The following is a 17,966-nucleotide window of genomic DNA, read 5'->3' as shown; positions in this document are numbered from 1 at the left end:
AGCGTTCCTCGATTTATTTCGAGGAATGACGACGGCATGTTATTGAGTTTGGGAGGAGACCTTCGGGTTTCCTCCCTTACATTTATCCAATTATTTTAATAGTAACGAATTGGTAACGCTTGCTTATTGAATGTGCATGGCGTAATTTTCTTCATTAATCTATTGGATAAGTTTGATCTTCTAACAATTTGACCTTGGGGATCATTCGTCCTGAAGGAGGACTCATATGCGATTGAAGAAAGCAAGTTTTGCATTGTTAGCTTCAGCAGCACTAGTTTTGGGCGCGTGCTCAAGTGCTGATTCCGGCTCCAAGGGAGCCGAAGGTGGGGATTCATCGAATTCGTTGCCAGGTTCCGACGTTAACCGCGTTGACCGCGACAAGCTCGAAAAGGGCGGTAACCTGCGCCTCTCGATTTCTTCGATGCCTACCAACTACAACTACATGCAGTTTGATGGCACCACAGCTGACATCAACAAGATTTATGGTTTTATCGCTCCTGCCAACTGGAAGTATGCCGAAGACGGTACTTTCAAGGAAAACAAGAACTATGTTGAGTCATTTAAGTACGACGACACCGAAAACGGTGACGTTAAGCAGACTGTAACACTCACCCTTAACCCGAAGGCAAAGTGGAATTCTGGTCGTGCTATCGACTACACCGATTACAAAGCGACTTGGGATGCCTGTAACGATGATTCCGTTGATCCGGAGAAGGCTAACCCGGATGCTCAGTACCTCTGTGGTTCAACCGACGGATGGAAGCAGATTTCCAGCATTGAACAGGGTAAAGATCAGTTCGAAGTTGTAGTTAAATACAACAAGAAGTACCCAGACTGGTCGGCTAATCTCTCAGGGGTATACCCAGCTGAAGGCTTCAAGGATGCAACCACTTTTAACAAGGGATGGACGGATCTTTCAAAGATTAATAACTACTTTGCTGGTCCATTCAAGGTTGATTCGGTAGATAACGCCAAGGGTGTTATTACTTTAAAGAAGAATGAGAACTGGTGGGGAGACGAGGCAATCCTCGATACCGTTACTTTCTCCGCAATGGAAGTTGATGCAACCGCAACCGCGTTTGCTAACAAAGAGCTCGACGTCGTTGACATGATCGTTGATGCTTCGACTTACGAACTTGTTAAGGGCCGCCCAGATGCAGACATCAAGACCTCTGCTTCGGTACAGTGGCGTCACTTCACGGTGAACTCCAAGGCTGGTGTTCTTGCGGACAAGGCACTCCGCCAGGCAATCCAAAAGGGTATTAACACTGACGACATCATCGCTTCCGATCTTGCAGGACTTCCAAGCGCGAAGATGGATATGAAGCTGGGTAACCACTTCTTCATGCCGAACCAGAAGGGCTACAAGGATAACTCGGTGAAGTTCGATCCAGAGGCATCCAAGAAGGAAATTGAAGATCTTGGCTACAAGATGAACGATGCCACCAAGTACTATGAAAAGGACGGAAAGGTTCTTGGCTTCAAGTACCTCCGCCTTCCAGATACACCGACATCTGCTAACGAAGGTGCATCCCTCCAGGCTCAGATGAAGGAAATTGGCGTCAAGGTTGATTTCGAAGATACCACCTCGAAGGAATTCTTCACCAAGATCGGTGCAGGCGAATTTGAAACTGCTGCCTTCACCTGGCAGGGTACCCCATACCCAATGGCAAATATTGGTCAGATTTACGGTCCTAACTCACAGATGAACTACTCCGGTGTTGACGATCCAAAGATCGCGGAATACATGGAGAAGGTGGCTTCGGAGACCGATCCGGATAAGCGTATCGAACTCACCAATGAAGCCGACAAGGTTATCTGGGATAACGTCATGACCATTCCAATCTACTACCGTGCAACCATCACGGCTGTGCCAAAGAACCTTGCGAACTTCGGTGCGACCGCATTTGAAACCTTCCCAGCTGAAGACATTGGTTACACCAAGTGATTATTAGATAGCTAGGTAGTGCACACCTAACCGAGTGCACGGCTAACTAGGCGAGGGGTGGTTGTGAACGAGAGTTCATAACCACCCCTCGAAGTTTTTTCAAAAATAGCTTGAGTAAAAAATGAATTTCCTGCTAGTGTTGTCCTATGTTTAATCTAATGTTTTTGTGAACCAATGCTGATGTTACGGTTGAGTGCTTTCGCTTTTCCGTTTTTCCAGCAACCATGCACCCAAGTGATTTTCGCTTTTGGGCATCCGAGGTCCTTCTCGGCAGTGCTCTATGGGGTCGATGGTTATTATACCTCGATCATTTTATAATGCTTGCGAAATCAATCTATGTTCAACGATTAAACATTTACTTAGCTAAAACACTTTAGGTAGTTATGAGTACTTTTAGACGTACACGCTCTCCTCGTGCCGAACGCGTCTCACGCGCCGTCAATGAACGCCAATTTGAGATTGGTCCAACTCCGAACAAATGGCCAAAGTTGGCACAGTTTGGTGATTTTCCAGAAATTGATCCCGACCATGTTTTGCGGTCAATTATTCGCGGCAACCGTATTCACATTGGGGCGGGTATCCTGGGCACTTTCGCACTATTCCTCGGAAGTGCACTTATTCCATGGGCAGTGGGAATTTTACTTGACTCGGGTCTTGATGACGGATTGACCAGCGCAATGATTCCCGGAGCACTAATTACTCTTGGGATCATTGTGTTTCGAGCAATGGCGGCATTCCCCGATTTCTTCAACGTCATGCTTTACTTTCGTGGAGTCATCGGATCATCATTGAAGCAGGTGGAGAAATACACTGGTATTCGAGCTGGTGGACGTCAACACTTTGCGTCTGGTGAGATCGTTTCAGCCGCCGAAGGCGATTCACGCAAAATAGGTCAGTTTCTTGCCACGTTCGCTGCTTCAATCTCTGCCTTTACCTCCTTCGGTATTGTGGTGATTCTGATGATCCGCGCCTCTGCTCCGCTTGGGTTGTTGGTCGGAATCGGTCTTCCCGTCGTTATCATCGGGATGAGTTTCCTTATTACGCCACTTCAAAATCGATTGAAACTCCAACGCGAAGAGCGCTCTAAGCTAACCACGCTCGGTACCGATGCCGTCGTCGGCCTGCGGGTACTCCGCGGGGTTGGGGGTGAAGACGAATACAACCTGCGTTATCGCGAGCAGTCAACGGCGTTACGTGAAGCGGGAATCCGAGCTGCGTTTGTGCAGTCCATCCTTGGTGCGTTGAGTACGGCGATTCCGGCGATTTATACGGCAGTTGTTATAAGTGTGGGCCTTTGGATGATCTTTGAAGGTGACCTTACTCGCGGTGAGCTTGTCTCTTTCTTCGGCTACATGGCGTTCTTGGGTGCTCCGGTATCGATGGCCACACAGCTTTTCCACGCGGTTCCAGATGCCCGTGTGGGAGCAGAGCGCATGGGTCGAATCCTGAAGATAGAGGCGCTTACTTCAGACGCAAACCTCGTTGAACCCGCCACAGGAGGAATAGGTGGCAGCGAAGCAACTTCCACCCGCCTTGATTGGACGCATGTTTCCCTTCGTGATCCGAAGTCGGGCGTGAAGATTCAACCAGGTAAATTCACCGCCTTGGTTGCTGCTGACCCAAATGTAACGGCTGAGATTGCGCACGTCCTTGCTCGCGTCAATGACGATCACCAAGTATTTGCCGAGGTGGCTGATACAAATGGAGAAACATTGATTGATCTTCGTAGCATTGCCCTTGGTGATGTTCGGCAAAACGTTGTTTTGTCTAGCGCGATCGCCCAGCTCTTCCAAGGGCGCCTGCGCTCGAACCTTGCCGGGCAATTCGCAGATGTTCCCAGTCCTCGTGCTATCGGCAGCCAAATGGCTGATACCGGTACAGGAACTGGAGTTGCCCATCGCGATCACGAAATGAACGCTCGAATGCAGCCAAGCGATGCAATGCGAAGTGCGCTGTTCGTTGCAGATGCTCTAGACATCATTGATTCCGACGACGGTTTGGACGCCTATGTTTCAGAGCGCGGTCGAAATCTCTCGGGAGGCCAGCGTCAGCGGCTTGCATTGGCACGAGCAGTACTTACAGATGCTCCAATTTTGATTTTAGTAGAACCAACATCTGCGGTGGACTCACACACGGAGGCACACATTGCCGAACGTCTTCACGCCCAGCGTTTAGATCAAACTACGGTTGTAGTAAGTGCTTCGCCGATTCTTTTGAATGAGTCGGATCAGGTGGTCTTTATTGACAATGCGGGAAAAGTTGTGGACGCCGGAACACACGCCGAGTTGCTTCTTAACCCGCTCTATCACGCGGTCGTCCATCGGGCGGCAGGAGAGGAAGGAGAATAATGAAACTTCCTATTGCTTCAAATAAAACTGTTCTGCGTGAGATCTCAGCACTGATTCGTAAGTTCAAAGCCGAATTCGCGCTCACATTGGGACTGCAAGTACTCGTTGCTCTTGCATCCATTGTTACTCCGTGGATTATTGGAGTCACGATTGACTATGTGGCCCAGGGCAAGAGCTTCGCGCTGGTCAAACAAAATATCTACATCTTGATCGTGGCGGTTCTGTTCCAGGCATCGGTGGCTTGGTTGGCGGACTATCGCGCTCGCGTGCTCGGTCAAAAAATGTTCCATGAGATGCGCATTAACCTCGTCGATGCAATCACGCACCTTCCGCTGTCTGTGGTAGAAGCGGCTGGAACGGGTGACCTACTTGGGCGAACGACGTCGGACATCGATCGGGTTGAATTCGTGATTCGTCAAGGAATCTCGCGAATTACCGTGCTGAGCTTGACTATCTTGGTAACGGTTGGCGCAGCGGTTGCAACGGATATTCGAGTCGGTATCGTTGTGCTCCTTGCCTTTGTACCGATGTTCTTTGTGCTACGCAAATACCTGCGCAGATCCATCGCCGCTTACCTCGCAACCTCGGCATTGACGGCAGAATTCAATGGCGACGTAACTGAAACCGTTGAACATTCAGAAACTGTTGACTCCATGTTCATGCGATCAAACCGAATTAACCGTACAACCACCATCTTGAAGGAAATGTGGGTTAACGAGCGCTACACCGCGTGGATGCGTTCGATTTTCGGGGCCCAAACCGCAATCGTGCTGATTTCTCCAATTCTGATATCGGTGTTGTGGGGTAGCTGGCTGGTTGGTTTAGGGCTTACTACTGCGGGTGCAGTTGTAACGGTTACTCTATACGTCCAACAACTGCGTTGGCCGATTGAAGAACTTTCGTGGTGGACAGACGAGGTACAATTCGCCCACGTTGCTTTCGCCCGAATTTTCGGAGTCTCGGAAATCAGCTACGATCGCCTTGCCAGTGGTCAAACTCCGCAGGGCGACGCCGTTGTGGTCCGTGACGTTAACTTCGAATACCGAGTGGGAAGACCAGTTCTTAAAAACATCTCGCTTGACGTGGTAGAAGGCGAACGCCTCACCATCGTTGGTCCATCTGGTTCGGGTAAATCAACATTAGGCCGATTAATTGCTGGTATCAACCCACCCACCAAGGGAAGCGTTGAGATCGGTGGGGTAGAAGTAACTCGACTCGCTGAGAAAGTGCTTCACAAAACGGTTGCTCTTGTGACGCAGGAAAACCATATCTTTGTGGGAACAATCGCAGAAAACCTTAGGCTTGCTGCTCCTCAAGCGACCGACCTTGAATTACGCAACGCACTTCAAGCAGTGGATGCGATGTGGGTTTACACCATGCCTGATGGAATTGAAACCGAAGTAGGCTCAGGAAAGCTTGAACTTCCACCAGATCGTGCCCAGCAACTGGCATTGGCTCGTATCGTCTTACTCGATCCACAAGTATTAGTCTTGGACGAAGCAACTTCTTTGCTCGACCCGACAGCTGCACGAAGTGCGGAACAAGCATTGGCGCGGGTTTTGGAAGGGCGTACAGTTATTTCGATTGCCCACCGACTTTACACTGCTTACGACGCTGATCGGGTTGCGGTTCTTATCGACGGTGGAATCGCAGAGCTCGGTTCTCACTTCGAGCTGGTTGAACGCGGTGGCGAATATGCCTCTTTGTGGAATACCTGGCAGAAGGACTAGGTACAGATACGTACAGCCAATAGCTTTCGATGCACCAGGTCAGAGCCACATATAGATCGCCGATGCGAGCGAAACTAATAAAAAGGCTAGTGGAAGAACATTGAACGAAGTGGTAGTGGTTGGATCAATGGGATCCAGTGCACGACGTTGATTCGTGTGCTTCTTAAGCGCACTCTTTAACCGGGCATGCTGGCTTTCAACGATCAAAATTGCACGGCGAACGGAAACGATCAAGGGAACGTAAGAACTGGCGTCAGCATTCCAGTCGACGTCGGATTCTACGACCTTTGATTCTCGGACTGAGTTTTCGAAGATGCCGGCACGGGAAGGGATCGCCCAAACATGGATTGTTTTGCCCGAAACGGTGTGAACAACCATTCCCCAACGGTTTTCAACGTAATCAAGGTCGTTCCAGGGAACAACAAAGGTACGGGCAGGGTTAACGATATACAATCCAGCGGAGGTGCCGTTAGCAGTGGGGGTAGTGCTCTCCTGAGAGCTAAGATTCGTAACGGCTAAACGTGGATTGAAATAGGCGAGCCAAGCAACCGCAGTGACTGTGGTGGAAAGTGGCAGGGCAAAAAGCCCTTCTCGCCAGCCACCGTTAATAGTAGAACCAGCGATGATAACCACCGCAAGAATGATCAAAGCAAATCCGTAAAGGCGGGTGCCTTTTCCTCGCAAAACATACGTCATAGGATGATTGTTCCAAATTTATTGAGTGAGGGTAAAGTTCGTGAGAAAGTGATCGGTTCATCAGTGTTCTTTCGCTCGCACTTAGGTCCTTTATCTGGTAGCAAACAACTAGAACAGCGTAGGATTTCCACGCTGGCACTTTGCGCACCGCTTTCGGAATCTTGTTTTGAAGTGCCTCAAGGCTTCACAAGAAAAAGCTTCACGATTCAAAGGAAAGCTTCGAGATAACTTGATGCGCAAGCTTCAAAGAAATGAGAAAACGCTTATGACCGTACGCAGCGACCTGCGAAATGTTGCCATCGTAGCCCACGTTGACCACGGAAAGACCACTTTGGTGGATGCCATGCTCTGGCAAGGTGGAGCATTTGATCAGCGTGCAACCGTTGAAAAGACCGGTGAACGCGTTATGGATTCAGGCGATCTGGAACGCGAAAAGGGAATTACGATTCTTGCAAAGAACACAGCGATTACCTATACCGGACCGTCGGCAGCTGACTTCGGTGCGCCTGAAGGTGTAGTCATTAACGTTATCGACACCCCGGGACACGCGGATTTCTCCGGCGAAGTTGAACGCGGATTGTCCATGGTGGACGGTGTTGTGTTGTTGGTGGATGCATCTGAAGGACCACTTCCTCAGACTCGCTTCGTATTGCGTAAGGCGCTTGAAGCTAACCTCCCGGTTATCCCAGTCATCAACAAGGTTGATCGTCGGGATGCTCGGATTGATGAAGTCGTTTCCGAAACTCAAGATCTACTTTTGAACCTCGCAGCGGATATTGAAGATACCGATGGACTTGATCTTGATCGCATCCTCGAGATCCCAACCATCTTCGCAGCTGCGAAGGCGGGCCATGCAGATACCGAGCAGCCTGCTGACGGTGAACTTCCAGCCAATCCTAACTTGGAGCCACTGTTCCGTGCGATTTTGGAATATATTCCAGCTCCTTCTTATGACGAAGAAGCACCGCTCGTCGCTCAGGTGACGAACCTTGACGCCTCACCTTTCTTGGGTCGTTTGGCGCTGGTTCGTATCTACTCTGGTGAATTGAAGAAGAATTCTTGGGTTGGTTTAATGGACGGCCCAGACTCGGCTTTGGAGCGCGTACACGTTACCGAGCTTTTGCGCACCGAAGGCTTGGAGCGTTTACCAGCTGAATCAGCAGGACCGGGAGACATCGTTGCTATCGCAGGAATTCCGAACATCACGATTGGTGAAACGCTCGTTGATGTTGAAAATCCACTGCCGATGCCGCGAATCCACGTTGATGATCCTGCGATCTCGATGACGATCGGAATCAACACCTCTCCACTCGCCGGCAAAGTTAAGGGGCACAAACTCACTGCACGCCAGGTACGTGATCGTTTGACTCAAGAACTTATTGGAAACGTTTCGATTCGCGTTCTGCCTACCGATCGTCCGGATGCTTGGGAAGTCCAAGACCGTGGCGAACTTGCGCTCGCGATTTTGGTTGAGACAATGCGCCGTGAAGGTTTCGAGCTTACAGTTGGAAAGCCACAGGTTGTTAAGAAGATTATTGATGGCAAGATTTACGAGCCATGGGAGCGCGCAACTATCGATGTTCCAGAAGAATATCTCGGTGCAGTTACTCAGCTCATGGCAGCTCGAAAAGGACAGATGACCACGATGTCCAATCACGGTACCGGTTGGGTTCGCATGGAATTCCTCCTTCCTTCGCGAGGAATGATCGGTTTCCGTACTCAGTTCCTGACTCAAACTCGTGGAACTGGAATCGCTGCGTCGATCTCTGAGGGTTACCAGCCGTGGGCAGGGGACATCGAATCCCGCACCACCGGATCTTTGGTTTCTGATCGCTCTGGTCAGATCACTGCGTTCTCGTTGCAACGTCTTGAAGATCGTGGAACCTTCTTCGTGGTTCCTGGCGACGAAACCTATGAAGGGCAAGTTGTTGGTGAAAACCCACGCAATGAAGATATGGAAGTGAACGTCGTCAAGGCGAAAGAAATGACGAATATGCGTTCGGCGACCGCGGACGTGTTCGAAACTCTCCAAGCTAGCCGTCAGCTTACCTTGGAAGAATCCATCGAATTCGCGGCTGACGACGAATGCATCGAAGTTACTCCTGAAACCGTCCGTATCCGCAAGGTAATCCTCAATACCTCGGATCGACAGCGTGAAGCTGCACGTCGTAAGCGTGCTGCTCGCTCCTAAGTTTTAGCCCCTCGATGATAAGGATCAATGGTCATGAAGAAAACCGTTGCTAAGGTTCTCCTCGGGGGTTTCCTTGGCGCGCTCACTTCGCTTGTTGGAGCTGTCGTTCAAGCTGGTCCGGTCAATCTTCCATGGTTAGGTCTTGTTCTGGCTGCAGCGCTTGTTGCGGCTGGAACATGGTTCTCCTATGAAATTGGCAAGTTTCTTTCTTCGTTTAGCTTCGCTCTGACGATGTGCTTCGTTACTATTGCAGTTTTCTTTCTTCGCACTAGCAACGATGTACTTGCACTTGCGCAAGACTACCGTGCGCACGCATGGATCCTCGGCTCCGTCGTCGTTTCTGTTTTAACGATGATTGGGCTGGATGTGGCATCACGACGCTCCCACGCGAAGACAAACCAATTGACAATCGTGTCCGATAACGAATCTGCAACAGATCGAGAAAATCTCGAAAATTACTCGGAAGAAAATCAGCCGACGCTTTAAGATGAGGAAAACGTGTGGTCTCCTCGCACGAAATGTGGGGTCTGACGCATAAGAGATGCTCGTACCGAGCAGTTAAGAGGGAAGGAACGCAGTGTCTCAAGGAAAAGAACCTACAGAACCCAACAACTCTGGAAGCTATTGGAATTGGGATGCTGAGCGCACCGGAGAATTAAACGCCCAGAAACGGAGTAAAACCCGAGCGCAACGACGCTGGCTTTTTGGTGGGATCGGCACACTTTTAGTCCTGGTTCTTGCCTATATCGGACTTGCCTTTTATCTAGGTGAACGAATTCCATCGAATACACAAGTATCTGGTATTCCAGTTGGGGGACTTACTAAAGACGAAGCTGCGAGCAAGATTTCTGAGGGGTTGAAGTCTCAAACCGAACAACCAAAATCCCTTAGTGCTAAGAACGCCTCTAAACCTGTTCCTTTCAACCCGACGGATGCCGCGTTGCAGATTGACCCAGACGCGTCCCTCAATCAGCTAGTCGGTTTCTCCCTCAACCCAGCTCGCATTTTCGCTCACTTTGGTGGCGGTGCAACGACGACGGCGGTGGCAAAGGTCGATGAAGCGAGACTTAAAGCTGCTTTAGAACCAAAAGTTAAAGAGCTTTCGAGTGATCCAGTAGAACCGACGATCAGTTTCGATAAAGCGAAGGCAGACGTCGTTACTACACAGGCAAAGGACGGCGTGCAGATCGACCTTGCCCAAGCGTCGTCGTACCTCAAAGAAAATTGGTTTAATGGCTCGAAAGAGCTTACGCTCCCAAGCAAAACTGCGGCTCCGCAGGTGACGAACGAGAAGATGGCAGCTTTCGTCAAGGAGTCGGTAAAGCCGATAATTTCGAAACCGGTTTCGGTTATGCTACGTGAAAAAGTGATCACGCTTGAGCCAGCTGACCTAGGTACATTCCTAAATTTTGAAGCAAAGGATGGCAAACTTAGCGTTACTGCAAATCAACAGGTTTTCAAAGAGACGCTGCGTGGAAAGTCTGGTGGACTTCTGAAAGATCCGGTAGACGCTCGAATTGAGATCGTCAATCACACCACGCCTACGATTATTCCGTCCCAGCCCGGTGAAGTCGTGAATATGGATAAGCTCTCAACAGACTTACTTGCAATTGGCACTCAGAGCGATCGCACGTTGAAACCGGAAGTAATAAACGGCGAACCAGAATTTACAACCGAAGCAGCGCAGAAGATGGGAATTAAGGAAGTTGTTTCTGAAATCTCCACCCCGATTACGTCGGATGCCGTACGTACAACCAACTTGAAGGTAGGCTCGGGTAAAGTCTCGAACCAGGTTATTAAACCTGGAGAGGAGTTCAACCTTGAGAAGCTGTTGAGTCCGATTACCACTGAAAACGGTTTTGTAAGCTCTGGTGTATTACTCGATGGTTTTGGTTCCGAAGCTGTTGGCGGTGGACTTTCGCAGCTTTCTACCAACACTTTTAATGTTGGCTACCGTGCTGGAATGGTTGACGTTGAGCATCGCCCGCACACCCAGTATTACTCACGCTATCCTGCGGGGATGGAATCAACCCTATGGTCTGGCCAAGTCAATATGATCTGGAAGAATAATACACCCTATGGTGCAGTGGTAGATTCCTATGTTTCAGGCGGACAGCTCGTTACGAAGCTATGGTCTACCAAACATTGGGACGTACAGATTTGGAGCGGTCCGCGCCAAAATATCGTTCCTGCCAAGGACGAAATTAATACTAAGAAAGACTGTACTCCGTATGGGCCCGGAAACCCTGGTTTTACCATTACGGTTGGACGTAAAGTAAGTTTGCAGGGGGATGTACATGAGGATTCGAAGCTGACGTGGCATTACAATCCTCAAAATGGATCTGTATGCCAATGATTTGCGTCCTAATATTGGCATGAACCGAGAAAAACGACGATACTTGAAGTAAAGAAATTCAAGAATTCTTAAAGAATTGGAGACGACGTGACGTACATTATCGCGCAGCCGTGTGTTGATTTTAAAGACCGGGCGTGTGTAGACGAATGCCCAGTTGATTGCATTTATGAAGGTGAACGTACGTTATATATTCATCCAGACGAGTGTGTCGACTGTGGTGCATGTGAACCAGTATGTCCCGTAGAGGCGATCTATTACGAAGATGATCTCCCAGATGAGTGGTCGGACTACTACAAAGCAAACGTCGAATTCTTCGATGATCTTGGCTCACCAGGTGGCGCTGCTAAGCTTGGCGTCATTAACCGCGACCACCCGATCATTGCCAAACTTCCTCCACAGAATCAGAACTGATGGCTTTATTTAGTAGCGCGCTTCCGGATTTTCCTTGGGACACTCTTGTTCCAGATCGGAAGCGCGCCGCTTTATATCCGGGTGGGGTGGTTGATTTAACGATTGGTACTCCGGTAGATGATGTTCCCGAAGTTGTGCAGAATGCATTGCTGAACTCGGCAAATGCTCACGGTTACCCGCCGAATATGGGCTCGAAACAACTAATAGATTCTATTTCGCAGTGGTTGCAAACTGAGCGGGGGATCAGCTCAGAGGTAGCCATTTTGCCGACGCTTGGCTCAAAGGAAATGATTGCCCTTCTGCCTGCAATGTTGGGTTTGGACTCAACACACAAGGTTGCGTTCCCGTTGTGTGCCTATCCCACGTACGACGTCGGTGCCAAACTGGCTGGTGCAGGTACAGTCACGATTGACACTGATACCGATCCTAATATGTGGCCAGCGGATATTGACTTACTTTGGTTGAACTCTCCTGGGAATCCAGATGGACACGTTCTTGACCGTCAACAACTTAAACGCATCATTAATTGGGCGCGATCAAAAGACGTTATTGTGGCATCCGATGAATGCTATGCGTCATTGACATGGGATGTTTCTGAAGCTCCTTCAGTTCTCAATGATGAGGTATGCGGTGGTGACCCCAGCGGACTGATCGTTTTATATTCTCTTTCAAAAGAATCGAATATAGCAGGCTACCGGGCGGCATTTGTAGCTGGTGATCCTAACCTATTAGGTCCAGTCACAGAACTTCGTAAACATGCAGGCTTTATCATGCCAGGTCCAGTGCAGAACGCCATGATCGCTGCGCTTGGAGACCGTCAACATGTTGTCTTTCAAAAAGAGCTGTACCGGTGTCGTCGTGAAAAACTGCTGGCGGCACTTACTGAAGCAGGATTGCAAAACGATCCGTGTTCGGTGGCGGGGCTGTATCTTTGGGCTGGTCATCCGGCAGGTTTCGATGCTTGGACGTTAACTCACGCTTTCGCCGAACTTGGAATTGTTGTTGCCCCCGGAACTTTCTATGGTGAGTCTGGTAATCAACGTGTCCGTATCTCACTGACCGCATCTGACACCGACATTGATGAGGCGGCTCGGCGCATAAAACAATTTGGCATGGTACTTGAACGAATCAACTACTGATGGCTGAAATGCGTCACACAACTTTGACAAAAATTTCGCTCTCGGTAATTTCTGAATAGAAATCATCTCGATATCGAGAAATCATAGGGTGTTTTGTAATCATTTCGGGTAGTCTCGATTTGTAGCACACGTTACACAGTGCGTTCGTTGGTGAACGGTCCCAATTTTCGGGGTCTGTGAAACGAAAAGGAGATGAAATGGCAGAAAACGCGAAACTCAGTATCGATGGAAAAACACTTGACCTAGAGCGCGTGCGTGCAGTGGAAGGCAACGATGGCTTCAAAATTGGCCAGATGTTGAGTGAAACTGGAAGCGTGACCCTCGACCCAGGCTTTACAAATACGGCTTCGTGTGAATCGGAAATTACTTACATTGATGGCGGGCAAGGCATCCTCCGCTATCGCGGTTATCCAATCGAACAGCTCGCAGCTAACTGTTCTTTCTTAGAAGTTGCCTACTTGCTCATTTATGGAGAGTTACCAGATGCCACCTCGCTTGCAGCATTTATTCACAGAATCAAGCGTCATACACTTCTACATGAAGACTTCAAGTCCTTCTTTACAGCGTTCCCATCGCACGGGCATCCTATGTCCATTCTTCAAGCAGGAATTGCTGGTCTTGGAACGTATTACGAAGATACTCTTGATCCTCATGACGAATACCAGCGTGATCTGGCATCGGTACTGCTCTTGGCTAAAGTTCCGACGATGATCGCCTATGCATCGAAGCGAGCTACGGGATTACCATTGCTGTATCCAGATGCATCGAAATCTTACACGGAGGATTTCATCCGAATGACATTCGGACTTCCATATCAGACTCACGACGTTGACCCGACGATCGTAAATGCATTGGATAAGCTCTTTATCCTGCATGCAGATCACGAACAAAACTGTTCAACATCGACTGTTCGCTTGGTTGGATCTTCGCAAGCAAATATGTACGCCTCGGTTGCTGCAGGTGTGGGGGCTCTCTCCGGGCCACTTCACGGCGGTGCTAACGAAGCAGTATTGAATATGCTGTGGCAGATTCGTGAGCAAGAACTAGATATTCCTAGCTTCGTTAAGCAGGTCAAGGACAAGCAAAACGACGTCAAGCTGATGGGATTTGGTCACCGCGTCTACAAGAACTACGATCCTCGTGCAAAGATCGTAAAAGGTCTGGCAGACGATATCCTCGACCGCCTCCATGGCGATTCGGAACTCTTCGACATGGCGCGTGAGCTCGAGCAGGTAGCCCTTGAAGACGATTACTTCGTAGAGCGTAGCCTCTATCCAAATGTAGACTTCTACACTGGTTTGATCTACAAGGCGATGGGCTTCCCAACCAAGATGTTTACCCCACTCTTTGCATTGGGACGCCTGCCGGGGTGGATCGCTCAGTATCGTGAGTTGATCCTAGATCCAAACCAGAAGATCGGTCGCCCACGCCAGGTTTATATCGGTGCATCGGAACGCGATTGGGTTCCCATGAGCGAACGCCAAAAACAAAACCGCAAGTTCGGAGAATTCGGCGATAGCCACGTCTAAATCCGATACTGAACTAAAAGTGCGGGTGACTTGTCAGCATTTTTCACAAGTCACCCGCGCCCTTTAGTTACAGTCGAATGAGTAGGTTTTATGCATTAATTTGCGTCACCTACTGCCATGGATACCAACTTTAGCTTTGGCACGATCGATAAATTCCTGCGTGGGAGTCTTACGGCTAGCCAATTCACGCACATCCTCATGAAGATTCGTGATCTCTTGACGAAGTTGTTCAATTTGAACCGTTGACTTCTCTATGGTTTGCCGTAAATCCGCGTGTGCCTGGTAGAGAGCAGTGTGAAGCGAATCTACCTGTTGGTGAAGAGCCTCGTATAGGCGTTTGTAGTATTCGGCTACCTGTACGACTTCACCGAGCTTGGATGTTGCCTCATCAACCTTGATTGCATCACGAATGTAACGATCGCGTGCAAGAAGATTGGCGGAGACGTGATCATCAGAAGCAACAAAGATTGAATTCCCTAGGTTGCCTTTTGCACTTTGGCGGTGATGCCAGTGAGCAAGAGGTTCTCCGTCAATAAAGCCTGCAGGTCCTTGGGCAAGTAAGCGAATCGAGAAATCCCAGTCGCCCTGAGTTTTCATACATTCATTCCAACCGCCGAGCTTGATTGCGAGGTCCTTTCGGACGACCTGGGCAATAGGCGGACTATAGCTTGCCACCAGAGTGTCAGTAAGAGTCCACCAAGATCGATCAACGTCAAGAATTTCGCGTCCAACTTCGGTGATGGTACCGTCGTCGTTGATATTTTCTTTGATGACGTCGCACCGAACCGCTACGCCTACGTGATCAGGGTGAGCATCAAGAAATTCAACACAACGTGTTAGAAACTTTGAATCCCAAGAATCGTCATCGTCGTGAATAGCTACGTAATCACCTTTAGTCTGAGCCAATGCAGCGTTACTTGCCGCCTCCATGCCTGTTGCTTTTTCGCGATGAATGATGCGGATTCGTGCACGTGCTGGCTCGGGTATTTCGGAAACACACTGCTCGACGGATGCCGGATCACCGGCATCATTCACGACGATTAGTTCGTAATCAGTAAATTCTTGATCGGAAACCGATTTGAGTGCACGAGAAAGAAGCATTGGCCGGTTCTGAGTCCTCATAATCACCGAGACGCGAGGGGCCATGAGAAGATCCTTTCGAAAGATGGATTGGATTTTATTCTAGGGCTATTGAGGTGATTTATAAATCTGATTTGTTCCAAAACTCTTGGATTGAGTGTCCGAGTTCTGTTAAAAGGTTACGAACCAACGGAAGCGAGATTCCGACCACGCCATGGTAATCACCTTCGATTTTCTCCACGAACGGACCACCTAGCCCGTCAACGGTGAATGAGCCAGCCACGTGAAGCGGTTCACCACTGGCAACATAGGCGTCGATTTCGGCGTTGCTAAGTTCCGCAATATGAACCCTTGCAACTGATACGCCTTCGGCGCTGGTGCCGGTTGCTGTGTCGATAACGCAGTGGCCAGTATAGAGATCACCCCATCGCCCGCTCATTTCACGCAGTCGTGCTCGAGCTACCTGTGGTGAATGTGGCTTTCCGACCACTGCGCCGTTCATTAAGAGCATTGAGTCACACCCTATGACGACGGTTGGAAGCGTGGTACCTAGCGGGTTATTTTCGTTATGCGTAGCGAAAGAATCGAGAGAAATCTGGGCGGGTTCCTCCCTTAATGCTGCTTCGGCGAGCCGAGCGTATACCTCGGACGCTTTTGCCTGTGCCAGGAGCTGTACCTGGTCCGATGCAGGTGGCTCACTTTCAGACAGCCCGTAAGATTTCTTTAACTCAGCGAGTAAAAAATCTTCATCGACGTTGGATACCGCGACGCTAGGGGAGATCCCTGCGTTGAGAAGTGTTTGCTTCCGAGCGGGAGATGCCGATGCTAATAGGATGGTTTTCATGAAGCTAATTCCTCACGCATAACGTCCAAACCGAGTGATCCAAGCCTGAGAGCTTTCGTATGCCAAGCCTTGAGATCGAAAGCAGACCCTTCACGCTGAGTTGCTTCTGCGCGCATTTCTTTCCAAAGTCGATGTCCAACCTTGTAAGACGGTGCCTGACCGGCCCATCCTAAGTAACGGTTAAGCTCGAAACTCAGGAACGAGTGATCCATAGCAACGTTATCTTTGAGGAACTCCCATGCGACGTCACGATTCCAAGTAGGGTTAATGTGTTGATATTTCGTTGGAGCAGGCTTTTCGAGGTGCACACCAATATCTAGAACCACGCGTGCTGCACGCAGACGCTCGGAATCCAGTACGCCCATGCGATCGCCTGGGTCTTCCATGAATCCCAATTCAGCCATTAGACCTTCGGCATAAAGCGCCCAGCCTTCGCCGTGGCCAGACTTCCAGCAACCGTGGCGACGCCAATCGTTGAGCTCATCTTTAAGGTACGTGGTGTAACCGATTTGAAGATGGTGACCGGGAACTCCTTCATGGTACACGGTGGTTTTTTCCTGCCAGGTGGTGAAAGTTTCGGTGCCGTGCGGAACTGCCCACCACATTCTGCCTCCACGAGAGAAATCGTCGGTTGGGCCAGTGTAGTAGATTGCTCCGGTGCCAGAGGGCGCGATCATGCATTCGAGTTTGCGCAGTGGTTCTGGGATGTCAAAGTGAGTGCCCGAGAGTGCATCCAAAGCTCGATCAGAAGTTTCTTGCATCCATTCGCGTAGCTCTTCCGATGAATGAAGTTGGCGGCTAGGGTCGTTGTTAAGGCGATCCATGGCTTCTCGGATGCTTACGCCAGGTCCATAGAGCTCACGTGAAATATCGTTTTGTTCCGCAATGATACGGTCCAATTCAGACTTTCCCCACTCGTAAGTTTCATCGAGATCCACGGCGGCACCAATGGAATCGTATGACCGAAGGGCGTAGCGTTCACGTCCGAAAGCGTCGCGTTCAACGCCAAAAGGTGCGACGACGTCGGCAAGGAACTCTGCAAGATCGGCGTAGGCCGCCTGTGCAGACTTAGCTGTGGCATTGATTCGCTCGGCGATTTCCGGATGTTTCTTAGCAGCGCGGTTGGCAAGATCTACAAAAGTTGAGTTTTCCGATGCGGTGTTCTTAGCTTGGTCGATACATAGTTCAATCTGACGGATCGAAAGTGGAGGACCACTTTCGGCCCGCTTTTTGAGAGTCTTCTTCCAACCTGCTAGAGCTTGGGAAGTGTTACTCATCCTTGCGGTGATGAGTTTCCAGTCCTCTAGGGAATCTTGAGGCATATTGTCGAAGATCTCGGCTACTCCTTGCAAAGGAGTGGCGATATTGTTGAGATCTCCTTCTTCGCCAAGATTGTGGTACTCAAGCCTTACGTTCAACTCATCCCTCATTGCGGCGGCAGTGGCGCGGTCTGTGTCGTCAACTGGGTTGAGCTTAGCGAGCTCGGAAAGGGTTCGCCTATTAAGATCTGCCATCGTTTCACTGCCGACAGGAGAAAAGTCTGAATATTTCGATTCATCTGCACCTGGCATTCCAAGTGCGGTAACAAGCTCAGGAGTCATATCAAGCAACGACTGCATATAGCTGTTGGCAAGCTGATCGATTGCGGTAAGATTACGTTTCGTCATAAGAACAAGACTACAGGTAAGTTCACA

The 17,966-nt window shown here is 49.6% G+C and carries 13 protein-coding genes; 9 read left to right on the top strand and 4 right to left on the bottom strand.

Annotation, left to right across the window (positions count from 1 at the left end; all coding sequences use genetic code 11):
- Positions 1 to 226 precede the first annotated feature (226 nt).
- The 3 genes from EIH22_RS02165 (at position 227) to EIH22_RS02155 (ending at position 6,026) form a co-directional block, all read left to right on the top strand.
- Positions 227 to 1,948: an ABC transporter family substrate-binding protein gene (locus EIH22_RS02165; RefSeq protein WP_124054176.1), complete on the top strand. Its 1,722-nt coding sequence runs from the start codon at positions 227 to 229 to the stop codon at positions 1,946 to 1,948.
- 383 nt (positions 1,949 to 2,331) lie between these two features.
- Positions 2,332 to 4,296 carry an ABC transporter transmembrane domain-containing protein gene (locus EIH22_RS02160; protein WP_124054175.1) on the top strand — a complete coding sequence of 655 codons (1,965 nt, stop codon included), beginning with the start codon at positions 2,332 to 2,334 and terminating at the stop codon, positions 4,294 to 4,296.
- Complete coding sequence (locus EIH22_RS02155; protein ID WP_124054174.1) at positions 4,296 to 6,026, top strand: ABC transporter ATP-binding protein; 1,731 nt, start codon at positions 4,296 to 4,298, stop codon at positions 6,024 to 6,026. The genes EIH22_RS02160 and EIH22_RS02155 overlap by 1 nt, the downstream gene beginning before the upstream one ends.
- A 39-nt stretch (positions 6,027 to 6,065) precedes the next feature.
- Here the strand turns inward: EIH22_RS02155 and EIH22_RS02150 are convergent, their stop codons facing one another.
- Complete coding sequence (locus EIH22_RS02150) at positions 6,066 to 6,722, bottom strand: hypothetical protein (RefSeq protein WP_124054173.1); 657 nt, start codon at positions 6,720 to 6,722, stop codon at positions 6,066 to 6,068.
- Positions 6,723 to 6,987: 265 nt separating this feature from the next.
- Here EIH22_RS02150 and typA point away from each other — a divergent pair, with 265 nt between their 5' ends.
- The 6 genes from typA (at position 6,988) to EIH22_RS02120 (ending at position 14,348) form a co-directional block, all read left to right on the top strand.
- Positions 6,988 to 8,913, top strand: coding sequence for a translational GTPase TypA (gene typA, locus EIH22_RS02145; protein ID WP_124054172.1), 1,926 nt, complete (start codon positions 6,988 to 6,990; stop codon positions 8,911 to 8,913).
- 33 nt (positions 8,914 to 8,946) lie between these two features.
- Complete coding sequence (locus EIH22_RS02140; protein ID WP_124054171.1) at positions 8,947 to 9,399, top strand: hypothetical protein; 453 nt, start codon at positions 8,947 to 8,949, stop codon at positions 9,397 to 9,399.
- A gap of 91 nt (positions 9,400 to 9,490) precedes the next feature.
- Positions 9,491 to 11,269: a VanW family protein gene (locus EIH22_RS02135; RefSeq protein ID WP_124054170.1), complete on the top strand. Its 1,779-nt coding sequence runs from the start codon at positions 9,491 to 9,493 to the stop codon at positions 11,267 to 11,269.
- A gap of 87 nt (positions 11,270 to 11,356) precedes the next feature.
- The gene (gene fdxA / locus EIH22_RS02130) at positions 11,357 to 11,680 is read left to right on the top strand and encodes a ferredoxin (RefSeq protein ID WP_124054169.1); all 324 of its coding nucleotides are present in this window, start codon (positions 11,357 to 11,359) and stop codon (positions 11,678 to 11,680) included.
- Entirely contained in the window at positions 11,680 to 12,819 is a 1,140-nt protein-coding gene (gene dapC, locus EIH22_RS02125; protein WP_124054168.1) for a succinyldiaminopimelate transaminase, read from the top strand. Before fdxA ends, dapC begins: the two co-directional genes overlap by 1 nt.
- A gap of 197 nt (positions 12,820 to 13,016) precedes the next feature.
- Complete coding sequence (locus tag EIH22_RS02120; protein ID WP_124054167.1) at positions 13,017 to 14,348, top strand: citrate synthase; 1,332 nt, start codon at positions 13,017 to 13,019, stop codon at positions 14,346 to 14,348.
- Between the two features lie 105 nt (positions 14,349 to 14,453).
- On the opposite strand, the gene EIH22_RS02115 is transcribed toward EIH22_RS02120, so the two are convergent.
- The 3 genes from EIH22_RS02115 to EIH22_RS02105 are packed head-to-tail and all read right to left on the bottom strand — an operon-like array spanning position 14,454 to position 17,939.
- A complete protein-coding gene (locus EIH22_RS02115; RefSeq protein WP_124054166.1) occupies positions 14,454 to 15,494 on the bottom strand; it encodes a glycosyltransferase family 2 protein in 1,041 nt (346 codons plus the stop codon).
- A 55-nt stretch (positions 15,495 to 15,549) separates the two neighbouring features.
- Positions 15,550 to 16,272 (bottom strand): Maf family protein, encoded by a 723-nt coding sequence (locus EIH22_RS02110; protein WP_124054165.1) that lies wholly within the window; start codon positions 16,270 to 16,272, stop codon positions 15,550 to 15,552.
- Complete coding sequence (locus EIH22_RS02105) at positions 16,269 to 17,939, bottom strand: DUF885 domain-containing protein (protein WP_124054164.1); 1,671 nt, start codon at positions 17,937 to 17,939, stop codon at positions 16,269 to 16,271. The genes EIH22_RS02110 and EIH22_RS02105 overlap by 4 nt, the downstream gene beginning before the upstream one ends.
- Positions 17,940 to 17,966 lie beyond the last annotated feature (27 nt).

The sequence above is a fragment of the Arcanobacterium ihumii genome (assembly GCF_900604515.1).
Classification (GTDB): Bacteria; Actinomycetota; Actinomycetes; order Actinomycetales; family Actinomycetaceae; genus Arcanobacterium_A; species Arcanobacterium_A ihumii.
The sequence above is the reverse complement of the archived record's forward strand: the minus strand, read 5'-3'. Positions and strand labels throughout refer to the sequence as shown.